Below are 19,985 nucleotides of genomic sequence, written 5' to 3'. Positions count from 1 at the left end.
CTAAGGAACCGGTGCGCCGTTGAGGTCTCGACGTTCTGAGATCTCCTCCGGCAACCCTTTGCGCAACGCCCCGTGGCGCTGCCTCTCCGCTCGATTGCCGATACTGGTTCTTATGTCAGATCCGAGGTGCGAAGTGTGGGAGTCAGGTCCATCCCGACCGTAGCCACGGTCTACTTCGCTGTCGCTGTGCTCGGACATGGGCTGGACTACGCTCGCCGCACCGGTGTGGTCGGCACCTTTCCCAACCCGGCCGCCATGCTCCGCCGCAGCGGATCGAGGTTTAGAAAGGGTTCTGACGGGCTCCGGAGAAAGGTTGACGCCGACTTGAACGGCATGTAACGTTCGGCGGACGAGGATCGCCCTCGATAAGCACCACCCCCTCCCCCTTTCAACAAGCCATTTGTGCGGGCAGGGATGACATCGTTGTCAAAGGAGTGCTAGATGCGACCCCCCTTCCTCGCTATGCTCGCGGTTGCTGTCACAGCCGCGTTAGTCGGTGTACCTGCAGCCGCGGTTTCGTCGGATGAAACCGCCCAGTGGCGGCCGTCCTATCACTACACGCCGACCAAGAACTTCATGAACGATCCGAACGGCCTAATCCACTACAAGGGGATCTACCACCTCTACCACCAGCTCAATCCGTCGGGGAATACCGCCGGCAACGGTTCATGGGGCCACGCCACCAGCACCGATCTGGTCAATTGGATGGAGCACCCGGTCGCGATCGCAGCAGACGCCAACGAGGAGATCTGGTCGGGGAGTGTCGTGCTAGATGAAGCCAACACATCCGGTTTCGGTACGAGCAAGAAAAACCCCCCGCTGGTTGCGATCTACACCAGCCGCGACAGGCACACCGGAGCTCAGCGGCAGGCGCTGGCCTACAGCCGCGACGCCGGAGAAACCTGGACGAAATACTCCGGGAACCCCGTGCTGGACATCGGCTCTTCGGATTTCAGGGACCCGAAGGTCTTCTGGGACACCCAGACGAGCCGGTGGGTGATGGTCGTTGCCAAGTCGGTCGAGCGCAAGGTCGGAATCTATTCCAGTGCGGATCTCAAGACCTGGACGCACCAAAGCGACTTTGGGCCTGCGGGAGCAACCGGAAGCGTCTGGGAATGCCCGGATCTTTTTGTGCTGCCGTATACCGACGCCAGGGGCGTCACCACCCAGAAGTGGGTTCTCACGCTGAGCGTCGCGGGCAAGATGCAATACTTCGTCGGCGATTTCGACGGTTCCACCTTCACCTCTCCTGACACCTCGTACACACCTCCCACCGGCACCGTGATCAGCGACTTCGAGAGCACGAGCTGGGATGCGGGCTGGACGACTACGGGCACGGCGTTTGGCACGGGGCCGGACGTCCCGCCCGCGGACGTGTTCGGCGCGATAGGTTCGCGCTACGTCGACAGCTACGGCGAAGGCGACTTCGAGACCGGGACCCTCAGCTCACCCGACTTCCTCATCAATCAGCCCTACCTCAACCTCCTCGTGGGCGGCGGCAACTATCCGCACGTGGAAGGCGGTTCCACCGAGCCGCCCGCCGGGCAAGTCTTCGCCGGTTTCGAGGCCGACGGGCTCCAAGCCGGATGGACGGGAACGGGCAGCTTCACCGGCCTAACCAACACGACGTGGAGTGATCTGCCTGGCCGGGTCGGCCGCGGCGTTCTCGACACATGCTGGGATGGATGTGACCCTGCGGTGGGCACCGTGCGTTCCCCCGAGTTCACCATCGACAGCGATTTCATCAACCTGCTGGTCGCTGGCGGCAACCACCCGCTTTCCGGCCCTGAGCCCACCGCGGTGTCACTCATCGTCGACGGACAGGTCGTGAAAACGGAGACCGGCGTCAACTCCCCCAATCTGAACTGGCGGGCCTGGGACGTGACGCCCTACCAAGGACAGTCCGCCTACATCCAGGTGACCGACCAGCGAACGGCCGATTGGGGGCACATCATGATCGATCACATCGTTCTCTCCCACACCGCAGCGGCGCCCTGGGGACAAGAGGCCACAGCCAACCTCGTCGTCGACGGTGAAGTCGTGCGCTCTGCTACCGGCGCGAACAGCGCGTCACTGGATTGGACATCGTGGCATCTCGCCGACCTGCAGGGCAAGACCGGGCACCTCCAGCTCATCGACAACGCGACCGGCGGCTGGGGTCACCTCTACGCAGATCAGATCATGCTCGCGAGCGAACCGGCCGTCGACGCTGCCAGCAGGGTGAGATGGATCGACCACGGCGCCGACTACTACGCCGGCGTGACCTTCAATAACCTCCCGGGTGACCGACGCGTGCAGATCGCCTGGCTCGGCAATTGGGACTACGCAAACTCGACACCCACCTCGCCGTGGCGGGGCGCGCAGTCGATCGCGCGTGAACTGTCTCTCACAGATAACGCAGGCCGCCCCTCATTGGTACAGGAGCCAGTCAGAGAGTTCAACAAAAACCTGGGGAAGGCCACCACAGCGAACCTCAAAGGACTCGATGGCACTCAGACCCTCGCCGCCCAGGGGACCGCGATAGAGCTGAATGTCACCCTCACCCCGCATGGAACGACCGACACCGGTGTCGTGGTGCGGATGGGCGCGGATCAGGGTACCCGGATCGGGTGGTCAGACGGCGAACTATACCTCGACCGAACTGAATCCGGGGAGAACTCCTTCAGCCCACTGTTTTCCGCGACCCACCGAGTGGCCGTACCACTGGTTGACGGAAAGCTCGCACTGCGGATCCTGGTCGACAAATCGTCCGTCGAGGTCTTCACCGCGGACGGACGGGTGGCGATCACCGACCTGATCTACCCCCACCTCAGCAGTGATGGAATCGCGGTGTATGCACACGGCGGCACCGTCGACGCCAAGGTGATCTCACGCGTCGTGCGGTAATCGACACAACAGTGCGAGGGGTGTATCCGGTGCGTTCGGATGGTCCGCGGTCGACGTACCGGTCGGCGCCGTAGTTGCCAATGTTCGTGTGTCGCGATCCGTTGGCTGACCGGCCCACCGAGACACCGACGTTGGTGGCCGTGGTCCGTGCGATGTCGAGGTCAAGTTCGTATTCACATGGCGGAAACCGGGCGAGATTACCATGACCCGCATGCCGACTAGAAACCAGTGGCCGCGACCGGCTCCGCCTCTTCAACGTCCGCCGGTCACGGGCTCTCCGCAAGCCACGGGCGCCGCTGATTGGGTTCGCTGCCCGGACTGCGGCGACGTGATGCAGGCGATGATGGCCGGGTGGGAGTGTCCGGGCTGCGGGTGGATCGAGATCGCTCCGGCCCAGGCCACCGGGGATGAGCGGGACGAATAGGGCGCACCGTCGCCGCGGCCCGTGCAAGCAGGATCGCACCCACTAGCAACGTGTGTCTCCGGCGCGGATGTCGCCGTTCCAGACACCCCCAATGAGACGGCGACGCACGACGTGGGACCGGTGCCCTGACATCAACGCGTGAGGGTTCGGTGCCCGAAGTGGTAATGCCGCCCCATGGCGCCTCCTGCGGAGTGGAGTCGGGCGGACGCGAAAGCGCGGCGGCTTAGAGCTGGGATCCGGGACGTCGCCGAGAACCTGGTCGTCGGATGATGCGGTGGGTAGAGTGACGGGGCGGTTCCCCCCGAGAGCGGCCTCGTGGGGGTCAAGGTTCTCGGGGGGAACCTGAACCCGCAGGCCGGCCCGCCGCTGCAGAGCGCGGTGAGTGCTCAGCCTGGGGAACTGGCACCGGACGCGGCGGCGGGTCTTCGATCAGGATAGCGGCACGCCCAGGGATCGTGAGGATCGTGAGCTACTCTTTCTGCCGGTCCCGGAGCAGCGGCGGTCCGTGGTCGGGGAGGTTCGCTGATGCGATGAGGCGTGCCTGGGCGAGTTGTTGATCCAGCAGTGCACGCCAGTCCGGGTTCTGTCCAGGGAGAGCATGGCCACACATGCGAGCCATTGCGCGACGTGCACTGGTTCGACATCGTTGTGCTCGAACTCGGCTGTATCCGGAGGGTGGCGTCGTCGTCGTCGCGGGCGGTGATGTCGATTATTTCTAACCCGACGAGGAGAACGCGGTCCATGTAGCTCATGCTTACCTCCTAGCTGAGCCGGAGTCCGCGTCGCATTCAGCGGCCGCGACAGGTGTTCGGCTGTGTCGGCAACGTCGAGTGGGTAGTGCCGTGTGCTCGCCCCCGTTGCGGGTCACCGGGATCAGCTTCGAACCCTCCGGCAGCCACAGCGTACGCCGGAAGCCACGCACGACGGCAGTGGTCCTTCCACCGCACCACCGCCCCCGGAAGCGCCGGCGACAGCCAACCGATCAACCGCGCGGCGGAGGACGTGTGGTTGCGCCCATCGATTCCGTCACTGTCGTCTTCAATCAACCCGAGCCCGTCCCTCCCATGCTCACGCCCCGACAACACTCGGGGCGATTGTCTTTTGACGCGGCGCTATCGTCGTCGACGGTGAACGAGACCAATCACATAGGAGGCTCCGCCGGTCGAGGGGTATCAAACGGCGCCGCCTGAGGTTACTCTCATCGCAGACCCGCCACGTGGGGAGGCAACACCCCCCATTCTGAGCGCTCGCACCCGTGTGGGTGAAACGGCGGAGCGGCTGGCGGGTTCGGGCTCCTCCCGAGAACCCTCCCTTCCCCCGGAGGCTCGCTCGGGAGGAACCACCCGACGTGAAAAATTCCCAGGGAGGGATTGCTCGGTGCGTTCGCCGCACAACGGAGGACCCTCGTGGTGACCGTGACGTTGTTCGTCATCCCCGAGCCAGAGCCGGGAATCGCCAACGTGTTCAGTCCGCCAGACCAGTGCCCGAGATGCACGGCGTTCAACGTGACGCAGAAGCAGGCCCCGCCGACGCCGCTTCAAGATCCTCAGCGACGAACCGACAGCAACGTCTGACCAGCCCCCGCTTCGCGCGCCCCTTGCTTCAACCGGCCCCGGCCACGGTTGTCCCCCGAATGGGGGACATACGCGCTTCGCGGGGCGTGGAACTATGAATCACCTCGCAAAGCGATTTGTGTAGTACTCAATGAAGAGGAGTTGTTGCATGCAACTATCAGAACGGCGTGTCACACGCCGTGTCACGAGCGGCCTGGTAGCGGGCGCGCTCGTCGCGACCGCGTTGGTCGCCGGTACGCCGGCGGCTCTGGCCGCCCCCGGTGGGGTTGTGGTGGCCGGTCATGGGCAGCCACTTCAGGAGGGTCCGGAGCCCACGGTGCACACGCAGGAGGCGTTCGCTCCGGAGGATGACTTCACCGCGAAGTGGACGCGTGCCGACGCGATGCAGTTGAAGCGGCTGTCCGATCCGGACGCGCCGTCCCGGGAGAATTCGATGCCGGCGTCGCTCACGATGCCGACGATCCCGCAGGATTTCCCGGACATGTCGGACGAGCAGGTGTGGGTGTGGGATTCCTGGCCGCTGACGGATGAGAACGGGGATCAGTATTCGGTGAACGGGCAGGAGATTCTTTTCTCCCTGGTCGCTGACCGCAGCCTTGTCTTCGATGAACGGCACACGTTCGCGAAGATCGGGTACTTCTACCGTCCCGCCTTCCTCACGGACGAGCAGCGTCCCGAGGATGGTGGCTGGACCTATGGCGGACTCGTGTTCGAGGAGGGCGTCACCGGTCAGATCTTCGAGGACCAGTCCTTCAGCCACCAGACGCAGTGGTCGGGGTCGGCACGGGTGTTCAAGGGTGGTGAGATCAAGCTGTTCTTCACCGATGTCGCGTTCTACCGCAACCCGGATGGCAGCAACATCAAGCCGTACGACCCGCGGATCGCGCTGAGCGTCGGCAAGGTGCATGCGGGCCCGGGCGGGGTGTCGTTCAGCGGGTTCGATGAGGTCATCGACCTGCTCCAGGCCGACGGCACGTACTACCAGACCGGTGCGCAGAACCCGTTCTTCAACTTCCGCGACCCGTTCACGTTCGAGGACCCCGCCCACCCGGGCGAGACCTACATGGTGTTCGAGGGCAACACGGCGATGGATCGCGAGACGGCCACCTGTGACGCGGAAGACCTCGGCTACCGGGACGGCGACCCGTACGCGGAGACCGTGGAAGAGGTCAACAACTCAGCCGCGCCGCTCGACATCGGCAACATCGGGCTGGCCAAGGCGCTGAATGATGACCTCACGGAGTGGGAGTTCCTGCCACCGATCCTCTCCGCGAACTGCGTCACCGACCAGACCGAACGGCCGCAGTTCATCTTTAAGGACGGGAAGTACTACCTGTTCACGATCAGCCACCGCAGCACGTTCGCGGCCGGCTTGGACGGACCTGAGGGTGTTTACGCGTTCGTCGGCGACGGCATCCGCAGCGACTTCCAGCCGCTGAACCATGGTTCCGGTCTCGCCCTGGGCAACCCGACGAACCTGAACTTCCTCGGTGGGGAGCCCTTCGCCCCGGACTTCAACCAGCACCCCGGACACTTCCAGGCGTACTCGCACTACGTCATGCCCGGCGGGTTGGTGCAGTCCTTCATCGATACGATCGGCACGCACGACAACTTCGTGCGGGGCGGCACCCTCGCCCCCACCGTGAAGGTCGACCTTGAAGGAGACACGTCCGCCGTGGACTACTCCTACGGGAACGACGGGCTCGGCGGCTGGGCGGACATCCCGGCCAACCTGCACATGTTGACAGCGGGCAAGTACACCGTGACCGTCTCCGACGCCACGGTCGAGAGGATCCGCGACGTGGTCGGTCCGTGGATCGACGACTACATGCAGGGCGAGCCGGTCCCCCCGCGCACCAGAGCGCTGATCCAAAGGCTCATCGCACAATACGGCGGCTAAACACCTAACCGATCGGATGCCCCGGGGTTCGGCGACCCCGGGGCATTCCCACGCCCCCACCGTCACCCGAGTGTGTCAAGTCGACAATGGAACGACTTCTCAGCCGGGGCTCTCGTCGGCTGGCAGGGTGAGCGAGTGAACACGCTGTATCCAGCTGCGGTGGCGGCCCCGGAGGACGGAAAATGGGACACGAACGTGCTCATCGTTGCGTGAGTCGCTGAGCGTGACGCGGTGGTTCATCACCTCGCAGAAGGGACTGCGACCGTGGGAATGCCGGCTCTGAGAGGCGCAGGTGAAGCTGTCGTGTCTACGCCCGCTGCCGGCACCCTGGTGAGCGGGCGTGGAGCGGCGCGGGGTAGGCCGCGAAGCGGGTCGTTTGCGGGCGGGGTGGGGATCCTGCTCCTGCTGCTCCTGGCGGCATGTGTGGGAGAGGATCCGGAGCCCACGCCGACGGCTTCGTCGGACAGCCCGGCGCCGGCGCCGGATGCCGCGTACCGGCCAGCCCTGCACCTCACGCCGGACGAGCATTGGATGAACGACCCGCAGCGCCCGTTCTTCGCCGGCGGCGAGTGGCACCTGTACTACCTTTACAACTCCGACTATCCGGAGGGCAACGGTACGGAGTGGTACCACGCCACGTCGGCGGATCTGGTGTCGTGGCAGAACCAGGGTGTTGCTATCCGGAAGTATGAGAACGGGCTCGGTGACATCCAATCGGGCAGTGCCGTGGTCGACGTTGAGAACACGGCGGGGTTCGGCCGGGGTGCGATCGTTGCACTTGTGACCCAGCAGGATCAGGGCGTGCAGCGGCAGTCTCTGTTCTGGTCTGCCGACAACGGCTATACGTTCACGGAGTACGACGGGAACCCCGTGATGGATAACCCTGGGTCCCTGCACTGGCGTGACCCGAAGGTGGTCTGGGACGACGCTTCGAGACAATGGGTGATGATCCTCGCCGAAGGCGAGAAACTCGGCTTCTACACCTCCACCAATCTCACGCAGTGGACGTACCGCTCCGGAATCGAGCGCCACGACCTGGGACTGCTGGAATGCCCCGACCTGTTCCAGATGTCCATCGATGGCGACCCGACACGCACCACCTGGGTGCTGGGCACGAGCGCCAACGGCGCAGCATACGGACGGGCCACCGGCTACGCCTACTGGACGGGAGATTGGGACGGTGAAACGTTCACAGCCGCGCAGGAGGAACCCCAGTGGCTGGACGGGGGCTCCGACTTCTACGCCGCGGTCACCTGGGACGACTCTCGGCTCGACGTGTCCGAGCGCCTCGCTGGACGCTTCGCGCTGGGGTGGATGAACAACTGGGCCTACGCGGGAGACCTGCCCACCACGAGCTGGCAAGGTGGCGCCCAGTCCCTCGTGCGAACGCTCCGCCTCGAGGAACGCAGCGACGGCACGCTCACCCTCCATAGCACTCCCCCGGACACGCTCGACGCGCTCGAAGTGCAACCGCGACACGACACCAACCTCACGGTCGACGGCCAGCAGAGCATTGAACCCACCCTCCAGCCCAAAGGCCATACGTTCCGGCTCCGCATCACACTGGATCGCAACACATTCCGATCCGATGAGCTGAGGATACTGCTCGGCCCGCCCGGTGAGAGCGTGACGTTCGGCTTCGACGCCGTCGCCGAACACATCTTCATCGCCCGCGGAACCGACGCCGCGGCCGCCACCCTGCCAGCGGTCTACACCGCTATCCAGACCGCCCCGGCACCCTGGTCCGCTGACGGCGAAGTACGCCTGGATGTCATCGTCGACGGATCCACTTTGGAGATCTTCACAAATGACGGCGCCCAGTCACTCACGTCTCTCATCTACCCGGGATCATCCGCACTTCGGGTGGAGTCAGTCGGAGGCGAAGCGATGGTCCAGGAATTGCGCATCGCAGAGCTCTTGCTCAGACAAGACGAATGAAACTCACCTGTCGCTTGCACGGCCCCACACTCCGGTTCCAAACGAACGCGCAGCTCGCCGGAATCGGAAAATGGCCCGTCGCGCTTCGAGCTTTCCGGCGGCGACCGGTGTCTCGTCGCACAGTCGGTTGTGGAGCCAGGCTTATGACGACGGCCAGGACGCCGGTGCCGAAGGGGAACGAGATCAGGCTATGCCGGAGGACGATCCGCCGCATTGGGGTACTGCGCACGCTTGCGTCGGGAGCGCTGCACGTCATTCCGATGGTGAAGGCGAGGGAGGCGAAGTCGGTATAGCCGGGCAGTGTTTCTTGGTTGACGTCGATCCCGCCAGGCTCCTCGGCGTAGTACTGCCATGCGTAGGTAAGGGTGTACACGGTGTTGACCAGGACCCAGGACAGGATGACCGTGGCGATGCCGAGGGTGAGGATCCGCGACGTGGTCGGTCCGTGGATCGACGAACTACCTGCAAGGCGAGCCGGTCCCCCCGCGCAGCAGAGCGCTGATCGAAAGGCTGATGGCGCAGTACGGCGGCTGAAAACCTAACCGATCGGATGCCCCGGGGTTCGGCGACCCCGGGGCATTCCCATGTCTCCACGTGCTCGACGGCGCCGACCGTCGTGACAGCATCCGACTGGCGGCTTTGTTGATCAGCACCGCTCTCCTCGGCGGAGGCACCGCGGTGTTTCCGGTGGGGTGAAATGACGTCGACGGCGCCTTGGTTCCAGCGGTCATCGCAACCAGGGGTGATTGAGGAATCTAGCAGGCGACAGTGAGGGGGCTTCGGCCGCGTCGGCGCATGGTGGTGTCGCTGATGTTGCTGCCAGTAAGCACCTTCGCACCCCGCGGCGGATGGTGCCTCGCCCCGGGGATGCGGACCTCGGAGGCCGTTGCTTCATGGGGTGACGGCTGCTTGGTTGCTGAGGACGATCTGATCGATCAGGAGATGTCCCCAGTCCGAGCCGGTGTACGTGTCCAGGACCTGAACGACGATTTTCTGGCCAGCGACGGAGCGCAGATCGATCGTTGCAGGAACCATGGCGGAGCTGTTGTTTCCGGTGACAGAACCGATCACATCGCCCAGGACGACCCCATTCGGGGCGGAGGGGTTCTCGACTGCCGTGCGCACCACGACACCCGTCTCGTACGACCAGGGGTTCCTGGGTTGGTTCTCGAACAGGACGTTGTCGATCATCAGATGCCCCCAGTCGTTGCTGGCGCGGTCGTCGACGACCTGGATCTGTGCGTCCTGCCCGATCCACGCTCGGACATCCCAGGCCGTCCAATCCAGTGACGCGGAGTTGTCCCCCGTTGCGGTGTGCACGGTTTGGCCGTCCACGAGCAGTCGCACCGCGGTGGCGCCGGGTGATCCCCACGGGTGGTCGCCGCCGCCGACCAGCAGGTTGATCCAGTCCTCGGTGATGGCGAAGGTCGCGGAGGTGATGGTGCCCATCTCCGCGTCGCAGCGACCGACGCAGGTGTCTAGGACGGCCGGCCCGACCTGGCCCTCCAAGAAGTTGGTCGAGTTTTGGGCGTTGGCGAAGTCGCCTGCACCGGTCCAGCCCAGCGAGGCCAGGGGAACGATGTTCAACCCCATGTCGGACGCTTCGAAGGTGGCGAAGGCAGGGTTGGGTTCGAGGCGGAAGAAGTAACCGTCGGGTACCGGGATCGTGCCGCCCGGGCGGTGCGGATGCTGGCCACCGCCGATCAGAACGTTGAGGTAGTCGGCGGTCGCGGTTATCGGCTGCGATGTCAGATGACCAACGCGTCGGTCCGAGTAGTTCCAGCTGTCCAGGTAGAACTCACCCTGGTACCCGGTGACGTCCTTGCCGGAGTCCGCCTGACCGACCGGTGACATGTAGAATCCCGCGTCAGCCCACTCTGGCTCAAGGAAACCGTCTTCGGCATCTAGCAGGACGACGTCCCCACCCGTGTCCCCGGGCTCCGGCGGGACAGTGTCGGACCCGTTCGCGTACGCCGCGGTGGGCACCGCGAGTACACCTGCCACTGCGAGTGCTGCGAGTGCTCGAATGGTGCGCCGGTACACTCCGCTGCGCCCGTCTGCCCTAAGTCGTGTGTTCATGAAGGTCATCATGACATCGTTGTCAGTCGATGTCACGTCCTGCCGATAAGAAGAGTTATCCGCCCGCTGGGAGGAGCGCGTACCGACCGTGCGGGTCCAAGTGTGAGAACTCCTCCCCTGCGGGAGGATGGCTCGCCGTGCGCGCCCAGTGACCCCACGAGGCGCGCACGGCGAGGGTCAGGCGGTTGCCGCTCCTGTCATGATGGCGACGGCGTCGGTCATCGTATGCGACTGCGGTGTGATCGTCGCCGCTCTCTTGCCGAGGCGTTGGATGTGGATGCGGTCGGCGACCTGGAACACGTGTGGCATGTTGTGTGAGATGAGGATGACCGGGATCCCGTTCTCTCGCAGCCGTTGGATGAGCTCGAGAACCTGGTTGGACTCGCGAACGCCCAGCGCGGCTGTGGGCTCGTCGAGGACCACCACTTTGGACCCGAAAGCCGCGGCACGCGCGACGGCCACGGCCTGGCGCTGCCCGCCGGAGAGGTTTTCTACCGCCACGCTGACATCTTGCAGGGTTGAGATGCCAAGCTTCTGCACCTGCTCGCGGGCTTCCTTGCGCATTCCTGAGGTGTCCAGCGCACGGAAGAGGGAGCCCGCGATGCCGGGTTTGCGGCGCTCCCGGCCCAGGAACAGATTCGAGGCGACGTCCAGTGCTGGGGAGACCGCCAAGTTCTGGTAGACGGTTTCGATTCCGGCGGACCGTGCGTCTTGGGGACGTTTGAAGTGCACCTCTTGCCCGTCGAGCAGCAGTTGGCCGTCGTCGGGAATATAGGCACCGGTGAGGCACTTGACGAGGGTCGATTTGCCGGCCCCGTTGTCTCCGATGATGGCGAGCACCTCGCCTGCGTGCAGTTGAAGGCTGACCCCGTCCAGGCCGACGACCCGGCCGAACGTTTTGACGAGGCGTCGGGCCTCAAGTATGGGCGTCCCCGAGGGCGCCGCCGGTGCGGCCGCGGTGTTGTCGATGAGAGTCATTTGCGTACCTTTCGGATCCACTGGTCCACAGAGACCGCGACGATCACAAGGATGCCGATGGCGAGTGTTTGATAGAGGCCGTCCACGCCGGCGAGAAACAGTCCGTTTCTGAACACGCCGACGATTATGGCGCCAAGCAGGGTCCCCCAGATGATGCCCCGGCCCCCGAAGAGGGAGGTCCCGCCGATCACGACGGCGGTGATCGAGTCGAGGTTGAGATCGGCGCCGGCGTTCGGGCTGGCAGCTCCGGATCGGCCTATCTGGATCCAGGCTGCAACGGCGAGGACGGCACCTGCCGCGATGTAGACGCTCATCAGCACTCGTCCCGTGGAGATTCCCGCAAGCCGAGCCGCTTCTGCGTCATCTCCGACGGCGTAGACGTGTCGGCCCCAGGCGGTGCGCCCGAGCACATATGCCATCACGACGTACAGGGCCAGCATGATGATGACGCCAACGGTGAGGCGAACGTCTCCGAGCGGGAACGCGGTGGCCGTCCAAGTCAGCAGTTCGGGCATCTCGGCTTTGCGGATGGTCTGGCCGCCACTATAAAGAAGCGTCAGCGCGACGAAGATATTCAAAGTGCCGAGGGTGGCGATGAACGGCGGAAGCTTCACCCGCGTGACGAGAAAACCGTTCAGCGCGCCCGCTGCCAGGGCCGCGAGAAGCCCGGCAAGGAGGGCAAGCGGCGCGGGTAGACCGTTGTGGACTGCGGTTTGGGCCATGACCATCGATGCGAGAATCATGGCCGCGCCGACGGAGAGGTCGATGCCGGCCGTCAGGATGATGAGCGTCTGCGCGACGGCGACCGTGCCGACGACGGAGACCTGGTCCAGGATCAGTGACAGGTTCGCGGCGGCGAAGAACCGCGGGTTGATGCTTCCGAAGACGAGAACGGCCAGCACGAGGACCACGGCCGGGCTGATCGCCGGGTAGCGATGCAGGATTCCGCGGACACGATCCAGGGGCGTGCGCCGGTCAAGGAATTCCGCGGCAAGGTCAAGCGTGGAGGTTGGAGGGGCTGATTGGGTCACGGGGGTCACTTCCGTTGATTCAGGGGTGAGGGGATGCCGCGACGGGTGCGCCGCGGCATCCCGGGTCTGTTACTCGCCGCCCCAGCAGATGCTGGCGGCTTCCGCGGTGTCGATTGAATCGACACCGTCGACGGGCTGATCGGTCACCAGTGCAACACCGGTGTTGAAGAAGTCCAGGCCTTCACTTGGCTCAGGGGCCTCACCGGTCTCGACGAGCTCGACAATCGCCTCGACGCCGAGTTCGGCCATCTTCACGGGGTACTGCTGGCTGGTGGCGTCGATGATGCCGTCAGCCACCTGACCGACACCGGCACACCCTCCATCGATCGAGACGATGAGAACATCATCCGGCCCCTTGCCTGCTGCCTCGAGTGCTTGGAAGGCGCCGTACGCGGTGGGCTCGTTGAGTGTGTACACGACGTTGATGTCCGGATTCTTCGCGAGCAGGTTCTCCATCGCGGCCCGCCCGCCGTCCTCGGCGCCCTGGGCGGCCTCGTTGCCGACGATGGTGTAGCTGCCGCCGCTGTACTCCCCGGTGGCCTCCTCATCACCGTTGACCTGCTCATCGGCGACGTCGATGCCCATCCCGTTCAGGAAGCCCTGGTCGCGGTTGTAGTCGACACTCACCACCTTGTCATCGAACAAATCGATCAGTCCGATCACCGCGTCATCGCCCGCCAGGGTACTGGCCGTCCACTGGCCGATCAGCTGCCCGGCCAGATAGTTGTCCGTCGCGAAGGTGATGTCCACCGCGTCGGCAGGGTCCGGCACCGTGTCCAACGCGATCACGAACAGGCCCGCATCCCGCGCCTTCTCGATCGCATCCAGCACGGCCGGTCCGTTCGGGGTGATCAGAATGCCCGCGTCGCCCTTCGAGATCGCCGCCTCGATGGCCTGGATCTGTGTGTCCTCATCTCCGTCCTCCTTGCCGGCGGCCATTGTCAAGGCGACGCCGTTCTCGTCCGCGGCCGCCTGCGCGCCGTCCTGCATGGCGATGAAGAACGGGTTCGAGTTGGTCTTCACGATCAACGACACGCCGATCTCCTCCTCGCCGCTATCACCGGCCGCAGAGGGGGCGGCACCACCCGTGCTCGTGGACGCGCAACCGGTCAACGTCAGTGCTGCTGCCGCCGCAAACGCGCCGGCGGTGAACAGGGCCCGAGGGCCGCGGTGCATGTGATTCCCCATTGAAATTTTCTTTCGGTTCGAAGTAGCGCTGTCGACTGACAACGATGTCAATATGCTTGTCTAGACGACTATGCGGTCGTAGTCAAGCGACCGAAGCCGATGGAAACAAGAATGTGACACCGATGTCAGAGCAGGATCCGCACAGCAGCCACACTCGCCCTCGCGCCACGATGAGGCACGTGGCCGCCCTCGCCGGGGTGGGCGTGAAGACGGTGTCGCGCGTGATCAACGGCGAGCCGAACGTCTCAGCCGCGACCACCGCGCGGGTGCGTGCCGCCGCACGCAGCCTGGACTATCACCTCGACATGCTTGCCGGAAACCTGCGGCGGGCGGACGGACGGACCCGCACCCTGGGGTTGCTCGTGGGCAGCGTGGACAACCCGTTCGCCGGCGCGATCCACCGCGCGATCGAAGACGCCGCGATCGAACGCGACGTCGCCGTGTTCGCCTCCAGCCTGGACGACGATCCCTCCCGCGAACAGCACGCGGTCGAAGCATTCCTCCGCCGACGGGTGGACGGGCTCATCCTGACCACCGCCTCACGCAGCCACAACTATCTACTGCCCACACTCGAGCGCGACACCCCCGTGGTGTTCGTCGACCGGGAACCAACAGGCCTCCAGGTCGACGTAGTCACCAGCGACAACGCCGACGGCGCCGCCCGCGCCACCGCCCACCTGCTCGCCCACGGGCACCGCCGCATCGCCTTTCTCGGTGACCGACTCACGATCCAGACCGCAGCGGAGAGGCGCCGCGGGTTCCTCGAAGAGCTCGGCAGGGCGGGCGTGTCCACCTTCAACGCACGCCTGCGCACCGAACTGCACGACGCAGCAACCGCCGAGCAGGCCCTCGGCGAACTCCTCGACGGCGAGGACCCGCCCACCGCGATCTTCAGCGCCCAAAATCTCATCACCTTCGCAGCGCTCCACGCCCTCCGCGCTCGAAACCTGCAACACCGGATCGCTCTGGTCGGATTCGACGACCTGCCTCTCGCAGACCTGCTCGAGCCCGGAGTCACCGTGATCGCCCAAGACGCCCACACCATCGGCTCCACCGCCGCCCAGCGGATCTTCGCCCGACTCGACGGGACGGACCTCTCCCCAACCACGCTGGCAATTCCCACCACACTCATTCAGCGCGGAACAGGCGAGATCACACCCTAAACGCCCAGCCCCGTTGATCAAAAACTGCGCTGAAGAAACGGCGGCCAACGCCCCGCCTTCGAGGCGTCCGGAACCCGCGTGCCCGCTACCGCCGTCGACTGCTTCACTACGGCGTCTCCGCAAGATCCTGCTCCGCACAACAACCGCTACTGTTTCCCCGTGGGCACTGTCTACGTCGGAGGGTCAGCGACTCCAATCCGGATCGGGGACCGCGTCCGGCCCGCCCACCGCTTCGAGGGACGGGCGGACGCGGCCGTGGTGGTCGGCATCGACGCCGGCCGCCGGCACCTCACCACCGCCGTCGCCGATATCGGCGGTACTGAACTCACCCGGCAACGCACCCCCTTCGACGACGGACATCACTCCCCCGACCAACGACGCGCGGCCGCCGCGACTGCGGTAGATGAGGCGCTCCAGGCAGCGGGTCGCGCCCGCTCCGACGTGCTCGCGATCTGCATCGGCGTTCCTGCACCCGTGGACAGTGCCGGCGCGTCCCCGCCGCACCGCGACGGGCTCTGGCGCCGCATGAACCCAGACTTCGCAGAGTTCTTCGCGGCGTGGGCTCCGCTCGTGCGGGTGGCGAACGACGCGTCTCTCGCGGCCGTCGCCGAAGGATCGGTCGGCGCGGCGATCGGATGCCGCGACTACGTCACCTTGCTCGCGGGCGAGCGCCTCGGCGCCGGCGTCGTCGTCGATGGGCACCTGCTACGCGGCGCCCACGGCGGTGTCGCGGACATGGTCGCGTTCAATCACGTGATCGGCGTCGAGGGAACATGGGGACTCGGCTACCGCGCCAGACAATGGGCCCGCGAAGCGGTCCCGGCCGGCGAAGTCGCACCCGGCAGCTCCCTAACGGGAAGCGAGCCCCAGAACCTGGACGTTCGGACCGTGCTGCTGGCCGCGCGCGCCGGAGACCCCGACGCCCAGCGGATCGCCGCCCGTGTCAGCGCCACGCTCGGGATTGTGGCGGGAATATTCGGCAGCCTCTTCGACCCCCGACGCGTCATAGTCTCAGGCCCCTTCTCGGAAGAAGCGGCCGAGGTGGTTGCCGCCGCGCGCGTCGCCCTCCCCCACGACCTCGACCTGCCCGCTCCCGAACTCGTGACCTCGCAGCTCGGCAGACACGTCGTCTGCATCGGGGCGGTCGCCGCCGCCCTCGACCTCGCACGCAACGGCGTGCTCGACCTCACCCACAGCCGTCGCACGGCGGGCTGAGCGCTCGGCACCGAACACCTCAGCACCGGCCGCCACGCCGGCCAAGCCGACCCACGTGCAGCACAGATCCCCAGCTTGCGGTCGATAGCGGGCGTGCAGATGATGAGCCTGAGGCAACCCGCGAGATGACGCATCCTGTCGTAGCGGCGCGCTTGGCGCTAACGGCCACCGCGGGGAAGGTGAGTCACGTATGTCCCTGCTCAAATCAGGTCATCCCAGTTGAGGTCGCTGGAGCGGAACCCCTCGGCGTCGTCGTCGGCAAAAAAGGGTCGCGGCGACCCTCAAGGAAGTCGATCTTCGCAAGGATCCCCAGGATCGTGTCGACCTCTACCAGGTCCTCGCTGTTCCCGTCACTGGACACGGTCGCCATGTCGCTGAGCCACCCGACCCGCAACTCCACTCGCGCGAGGGAGCCATTCGTGGCGACAAAGGGGATGACGACCATGTCAACGCTGTGTACCCTCGCCAACGCCAGACCGTACCCGGTGACGGCATCCGCGATCTCCGTGCCCGTCGGGTAGGCCCCCTACGCGGTGACGATGGTCTTCATTTCACTCACGTCCCCACTGCCGACGCTTAGTCGTCGATCGTTGTTCGTGTCCGGTCCACGATGCCCGGTCCCCGCAGTTCGCGGATCCCCTTCACAGGTGACCTGATCACGTCTAGCCGACCCCCGAACGACCGTTACTGTTGCCCCGTGGGCACTGTCTATTACGGAGGGTCAGCGACTCCGATCCAGATCGAGGACCGCGCCCTGGCGCACCTCAAAGTCGTGATCGCAACCAAGCTGCGGCGGGGTGAGAGCTTCACCCTCTCCTGGCAGCACCCGGAAGACCAGCCGCGCGGTCGGAGCACGCTGTGGCTACACCCCTCCATCCCCCTCAGGTTCGTGTTCGATAACCCCGACCCTGCGGTATCAGCCGACAGTGGGTAGAGGAACTGGCGAACTCCGCCAACTCCTCCGGCGGCATCATGCTCGTCGCTGAGCACTTCACCACCAGATCCTTCGCCGTCATCGGCGACGGATCCCAGGAGTAGCTCAGCTCGAGGCCCCCACCGCCCCAGTCGGCTCCGCTGACTCGGGCGTGACCGTGAAACCATTCGGCCCGCCCGCCGACAGCATCAACTCCTCAATCCAGGCGCGGTTGATCTGCGGATTCCGGCTGCCAAAGAAGTGGAACTGTAACGGCACCGACGCGTGCACCCAAGAACTCTTCCGCCCGCTGCCGTCCCCCACGTCCACGTCAAACATGAACGACTCCGAACGACGGAGTTTGTTCATAAACACGATCCGCAGATGCGCGAGCGTGCGCTCCTCAATATCCACCGCGTTCCCACCGGTGTCACAAATGAATCTCCCCACGGCCTGAGCGTAACCGAAGCCCGACCAGCGCCCCCAACGCTGTCATCGCCGATGCGATCCCGGAGCCCATGCTCAACCTCCAACGACAGTTCCGCGCGGTTCCCCTTTCGGCGCCCGCGCTATCACCGTTGACGGTGAGTGAGAGCGGCCTTCGGTCGGATGCATCCGCCGGTCGGTCGAGGGCTATCAAACGGCGCCGCCTGACGTTACCCTGATCGCAAACCCGCCACGTGGGGAGCCAACACCCCCATTCTGAGCGCTCGCACCATGTGGGTGAAACGGCGGAGCGGCTGGCGGGTTCGGGCTCCTCCCGAGAACCCTCCCTTTCCCCAGGCCCGCTCGGGAGGAACCACCCGAAACGAAAGATTCCAGGGAGGGATTGCTGTTGCGTGCGCCGCCCAGTAGAGGACCCTCGTGGTGAACGTGGCGTTGTTCGTCATCCCCGAGCCAGAGCCGGGAACGGCCAGCGTATTCAGTATGCCAACCAGCGGACAGGGCCCGTTCCCGTTCATCGTTGGCGACGGGCCAGTGAACTACAACTGCGGACGATGCGAGTATTTTCTCGCTACCGGAGTGCGTGCCGGCCAGATCCGCAACTCCATCTTCCAGTGCCCGAGATGCAGAACCTTCAACGCGACGCGGACGTAGGGTTCGCCGCTGCCGCCTCGGATGGCTTTGCTTTCACGTCCGCTTCCTCGCGGACCTCAATAGCATCCTCCAAGACCTGACCATCCGTCAGCACCGCACGCCGAGCTTGCTGATCCGGTGACGAGGGGACATCAGATTCCCGCGCGCGTCCTCCCCCGCCCGGACCAGATCCCGAGGGACTCGGCCTCGATGCTCGGGACGGTGACTTCGACGGCCTCGCTCAGCCGCAGCAGGCGGGTCAGGTACACCCCGTCCCGCATGTCGGTCTTCACCCGATCCCCGACCGGGCGCTGCACTTCGACGGCGCCGCGACCACCGCGCGCACCCTCGCTGCCGTCAACGCCCGGCCAGGCCGAACCCAGTCGGGTCGGCGTCATACGTCGCCGGGACCGGCCCGGCAGACACGTCACCCACCCGGGGATCTCGTCCTGATCCGAGCCCGTGCGTCGCTGCACTGATGGTCCGCACCGGGGGACGGGCGCGGATGCGTTGCTCACCTCGGGCAGGAATAGGGCCGAGGTCTCCGGGGCGACGGCATCGAAGGGTCGCGGCACTTCGGCTGACTCAGGTAAGCCATGGGTGTCCATCTGCCACCGCCCGCTCGTCGTAGATTGCTCCACTCATGGCCGACTTCCCGGTGTGTCCAAGCTGTAGCACGGATGACTTTCTTGAGTACGGGAACTTCAAGACCGCACACCACGAGATGAGGCAGTTCGAAACGAGCATGGGTTCCGTTACGCGAGACGAGCGCGTTGAGCCCGTGGTTGAATACCGCTGTGTGAAGTGCGGTCACTTCAATGGCCACAGCGTTCCATACAGCTGGACTGTGCCCTCGCCCAACCCGTGCCGCGAGCCGGAACTGCGGTGGGACCAGCGCCGGGAGGCTGACACGACCATCCAGACGCAGTAGTCGGGTCTGCTGCACGAATAGGTGACAGCTCGTAGTCACGCAGCCAGGACAGCTGGCGTGTTCAATGAGGCCTCGAACTCGATCGTGAAGCTGAAGGAGTGCACGGCGGTAGTGTCGCCGTAGCGCTTGGTGAGCTCGCGTGCCCCGATCATGACCGGGACTGTTCTGGGGGATGGGGTGGGACGGAGTTCTCAACAGCGAACGCTGAAACAGGTGACCGTGCCCGCTGATGGCGCGAGCGAAGGATGGTCGGGCGCGGGGCGGGCAGTCACGCCTGCTGCGGCGTGCGGAGTGGCTCGCTGTCGAGGCTGCCTGCCGGGGTCGCCGGTGATGCGATGCGGCGTGGCCAGGTCCCGGCGGCGCGCAGGATGAAGGCCAGGATCAGCACCTCGACTCCGATGGTGAGGCCGTAGAAGGAGGCCCATTCCCAGTTCGTCGAGGCCGCGTTGAACACCATGACGGGGATGTAGAGCGATGCCACGACGAGGTTCGTGGCGCGGTTCACACGGGCGGGCAGCGTGATGGAGAGCATTACCATCAGGGCCGGGATCGCGATGAGTGCGAAGAAGATGCTCATCAATGTCCCGCTGATGTCGAACGCAAAGATAGCGCCCCCCGTTACTTTCTTCGTGGCCGTCCAGTGAGCATGCTGGGCGGTGACAGCCTGCCGGGCCCGGCATGATTGGTC

General features: G+C 65.3%; 14 protein-coding genes and 1 pseudogene. 6 read left to right on the top strand and 9 right to left on the bottom strand.

The features are described from left to right. The first annotated feature begins 441 nt into the window (after nt 1-441). The 3 genes from ACPW96_RS21835 (at nt 442) to ACPW96_RS21825 (ending at nt 8,722) form a co-directional block, all read left to right on the top strand. A complete protein-coding gene (locus ACPW96_RS21835; RefSeq protein ID WP_425885750.1) occupies nt 442-2,886 on the top strand; it encodes a GH32 C-terminal domain-containing protein in 2,445 nt (814 codons plus the stop codon). Nucleotides 2,887-5,032: 2,146 nt separating this feature from the next. Beyond that, nucleotides 5,033-6,784, top strand: coding sequence for a glycoside hydrolase family 68 protein (locus ACPW96_RS21830; protein WP_425885748.1), 1,752 nt, complete (start codon nt 5,033-5,035; stop codon nt 6,782-6,784). A gap of 387 nt (nt 6,785-7,171) precedes the next feature. Continuing rightward, nucleotides 7,172-8,722, top strand: a complete 1,551-nt coding sequence (locus ACPW96_RS21825) for a glycoside hydrolase family 32 protein (RefSeq protein ID WP_425885746.1) — start codon at nt 7,172-7,174, stop codon at nt 8,720-8,722. Here the strand turns inward: ACPW96_RS21825 and ACPW96_RS21820 are convergent. The 5 genes from ACPW96_RS21820 to ACPW96_RS21800 all read right to left on the bottom strand — a co-directional run bounded on the left by ACPW96_RS21820 (nt 8,706) and on the right by ACPW96_RS21800 (nt 13,845). Further along, a complete protein-coding gene (locus ACPW96_RS21820; RefSeq protein ID WP_425885781.1) occupies nt 8,706-9,173 on the bottom strand; it encodes a DUF1345 domain-containing protein in 468 nt (155 codons plus the stop codon). The two genes, ACPW96_RS21825 and ACPW96_RS21820, sit on opposite strands and share 17 nt — an antisense overlap. 440 nt (nt 9,174-9,613) lie before the next feature. Further along, a complete protein-coding gene (locus tag ACPW96_RS21815; protein ID WP_425885744.1) occupies nt 9,614-10,576 on the bottom strand; it encodes a hypothetical protein in 963 nt (320 codons plus the stop codon). Nucleotides 10,577-10,978: 402 nt separating this feature from the next. Then, the gene (locus ACPW96_RS21810; protein WP_425821753.1) at nt 10,979-11,779 is read right to left on the bottom strand and encodes an ATP-binding cassette domain-containing protein; all 801 of its coding nucleotides are present in this window, start codon (nt 11,777-11,779) and stop codon (nt 10,979-10,981) included. After that, on the bottom strand, nt 11,776-12,810 hold the full coding sequence (locus tag ACPW96_RS21805; RefSeq protein ID WP_425885742.1) for an ABC transporter permease: 1,035 nt from the start codon (nt 12,808-12,810) through the stop codon (nt 11,776-11,778). Before ACPW96_RS21805 ends, ACPW96_RS21810 begins: the two co-directional genes overlap by 4 nt. A 69-nt stretch (nt 12,811-12,879) precedes the next feature. Then, nucleotides 12,880-13,845, bottom strand: a complete 966-nt coding sequence (locus ACPW96_RS21800) for a substrate-binding domain-containing protein (protein ID WP_425885740.1) — start codon at nt 13,843-13,845, stop codon at nt 12,880-12,882. A gap of 275 nt (nt 13,846-14,120) precedes the next feature. Between ACPW96_RS21800 and ACPW96_RS21795 the strand changes: the two genes are divergently transcribed. Next, nucleotides 14,121-15,161, top strand: a complete 1,041-nt coding sequence (locus tag ACPW96_RS21795) for a LacI family DNA-binding transcriptional regulator (RefSeq protein WP_425885738.1) — start codon at nt 14,121-14,123, stop codon at nt 15,159-15,161. A 159-nt stretch (nt 15,162-15,320) separates the two neighbouring features. Further along, a complete protein-coding gene (locus ACPW96_RS21790; protein ID WP_425885736.1) occupies nt 15,321-16,376 on the top strand; it encodes an ROK family protein in 1,056 nt (351 codons plus the stop codon). Nucleotides 16,377-16,581: 205 nt separating this feature from the next. Here ACPW96_RS21790 and ACPW96_RS21785 read toward each other — a convergent pair whose 3' ends face one another. Next, entirely contained in the window at nt 16,582-16,821 is a 240-nt protein-coding gene (locus tag ACPW96_RS21785) for a hypothetical protein (protein WP_425885734.1), read from the bottom strand. 252 nt (nt 16,822-17,073) lie between these two features. Between ACPW96_RS21785 and ACPW96_RS21780 the strand changes: the two genes are divergently transcribed. Next, the gene (locus ACPW96_RS21780; RefSeq protein WP_425885733.1) at nt 17,074-17,310 is read left to right on the top strand and encodes a hypothetical protein; all 237 of its coding nucleotides are present in this window, start codon (nt 17,074-17,076) and stop codon (nt 17,308-17,310) included. A 105-nt stretch (nt 17,311-17,415) separates the two neighbouring features. Here the strand turns inward: ACPW96_RS21780 and ACPW96_RS21775 are convergent, their stop codons facing one another. The 3 genes and pseudogenes from ACPW96_RS21775 to ACPW96_RS21765 all read right to left on the bottom strand — a co-directional run. Next, nucleotides 17,416-17,739 carry a hypothetical protein gene (locus ACPW96_RS21775; protein ID WP_425885731.1) on the bottom strand — a complete coding sequence of 108 codons (324 nt, stop codon included), beginning with the start codon at nt 17,737-17,739 and terminating at the stop codon, nt 17,416-17,418. 779 nt (nt 17,740-18,518) lie between these two features. Continuing rightward, a complete protein-coding gene (locus ACPW96_RS21770; protein WP_425885730.1) occupies nt 18,519-18,941 on the bottom strand; it encodes a hypothetical protein in 423 nt (140 codons plus the stop codon). A 624-nt stretch (nt 18,942-19,565) separates the two neighbouring features. Then, nucleotides 19,566-19,985 (bottom strand): annotated as a pseudogene (locus ACPW96_RS21765) (hypothetical protein); the annotation flags it as partial.

It is taken from the genome of Micromonospora sp. DT81.3 (genome assembly GCF_049847225.1).
Classification (GTDB): domain Bacteria; phylum Actinomycetota; class Actinomycetes; order Actinomycetales; family Microbacteriaceae; genus Microbacterium.
Note: the sequence above shows the minus strand (reverse complement) of the source record. Positions and strands in the feature narration are given on the sequence as shown.

Bases quoted from the DNA above. Each gene is read 5' to 3' on its own strand.
- ACPW96_RS21835 (WP_425885750.1), top strand. From the start codon at position 442: ATGCGACCCCCCTTCCTCGCTATGCTCGCGGTTGCTGTCACAGCCGCG.
- ACPW96_RS21785 (WP_425885734.1), bottom strand. From the start codon at position 16,821: ATGGTCGTCATCCCCTTTGTCGCCACGAATGGCTCCCTCGCGCGAGTG.
- ACPW96_RS21815 (WP_425885744.1), bottom strand. From the start codon at position 10,576: ATGTCACCGGTCGGTCAGGCGGACTCCGGCAAGGACGTCACCGGGTAC.
- ACPW96_RS21830 (WP_425885748.1), top strand. From the start codon at position 5,033: ATGCAACTATCAGAACGGCGTGTCACACGCCGTGTCACGAGCGGCCTG.
- ACPW96_RS21810 (WP_425821753.1), bottom strand. From the start codon at position 11,779: ATGACTCTCATCGACAACACCGCGGCCGCACCGGCGGCGCCCTCGGGG.
- ACPW96_RS21795 (WP_425885738.1), top strand. From the start codon at position 14,121: ATGTCAGAGCAGGATCCGCACAGCAGCCACACTCGCCCTCGCGCCACG.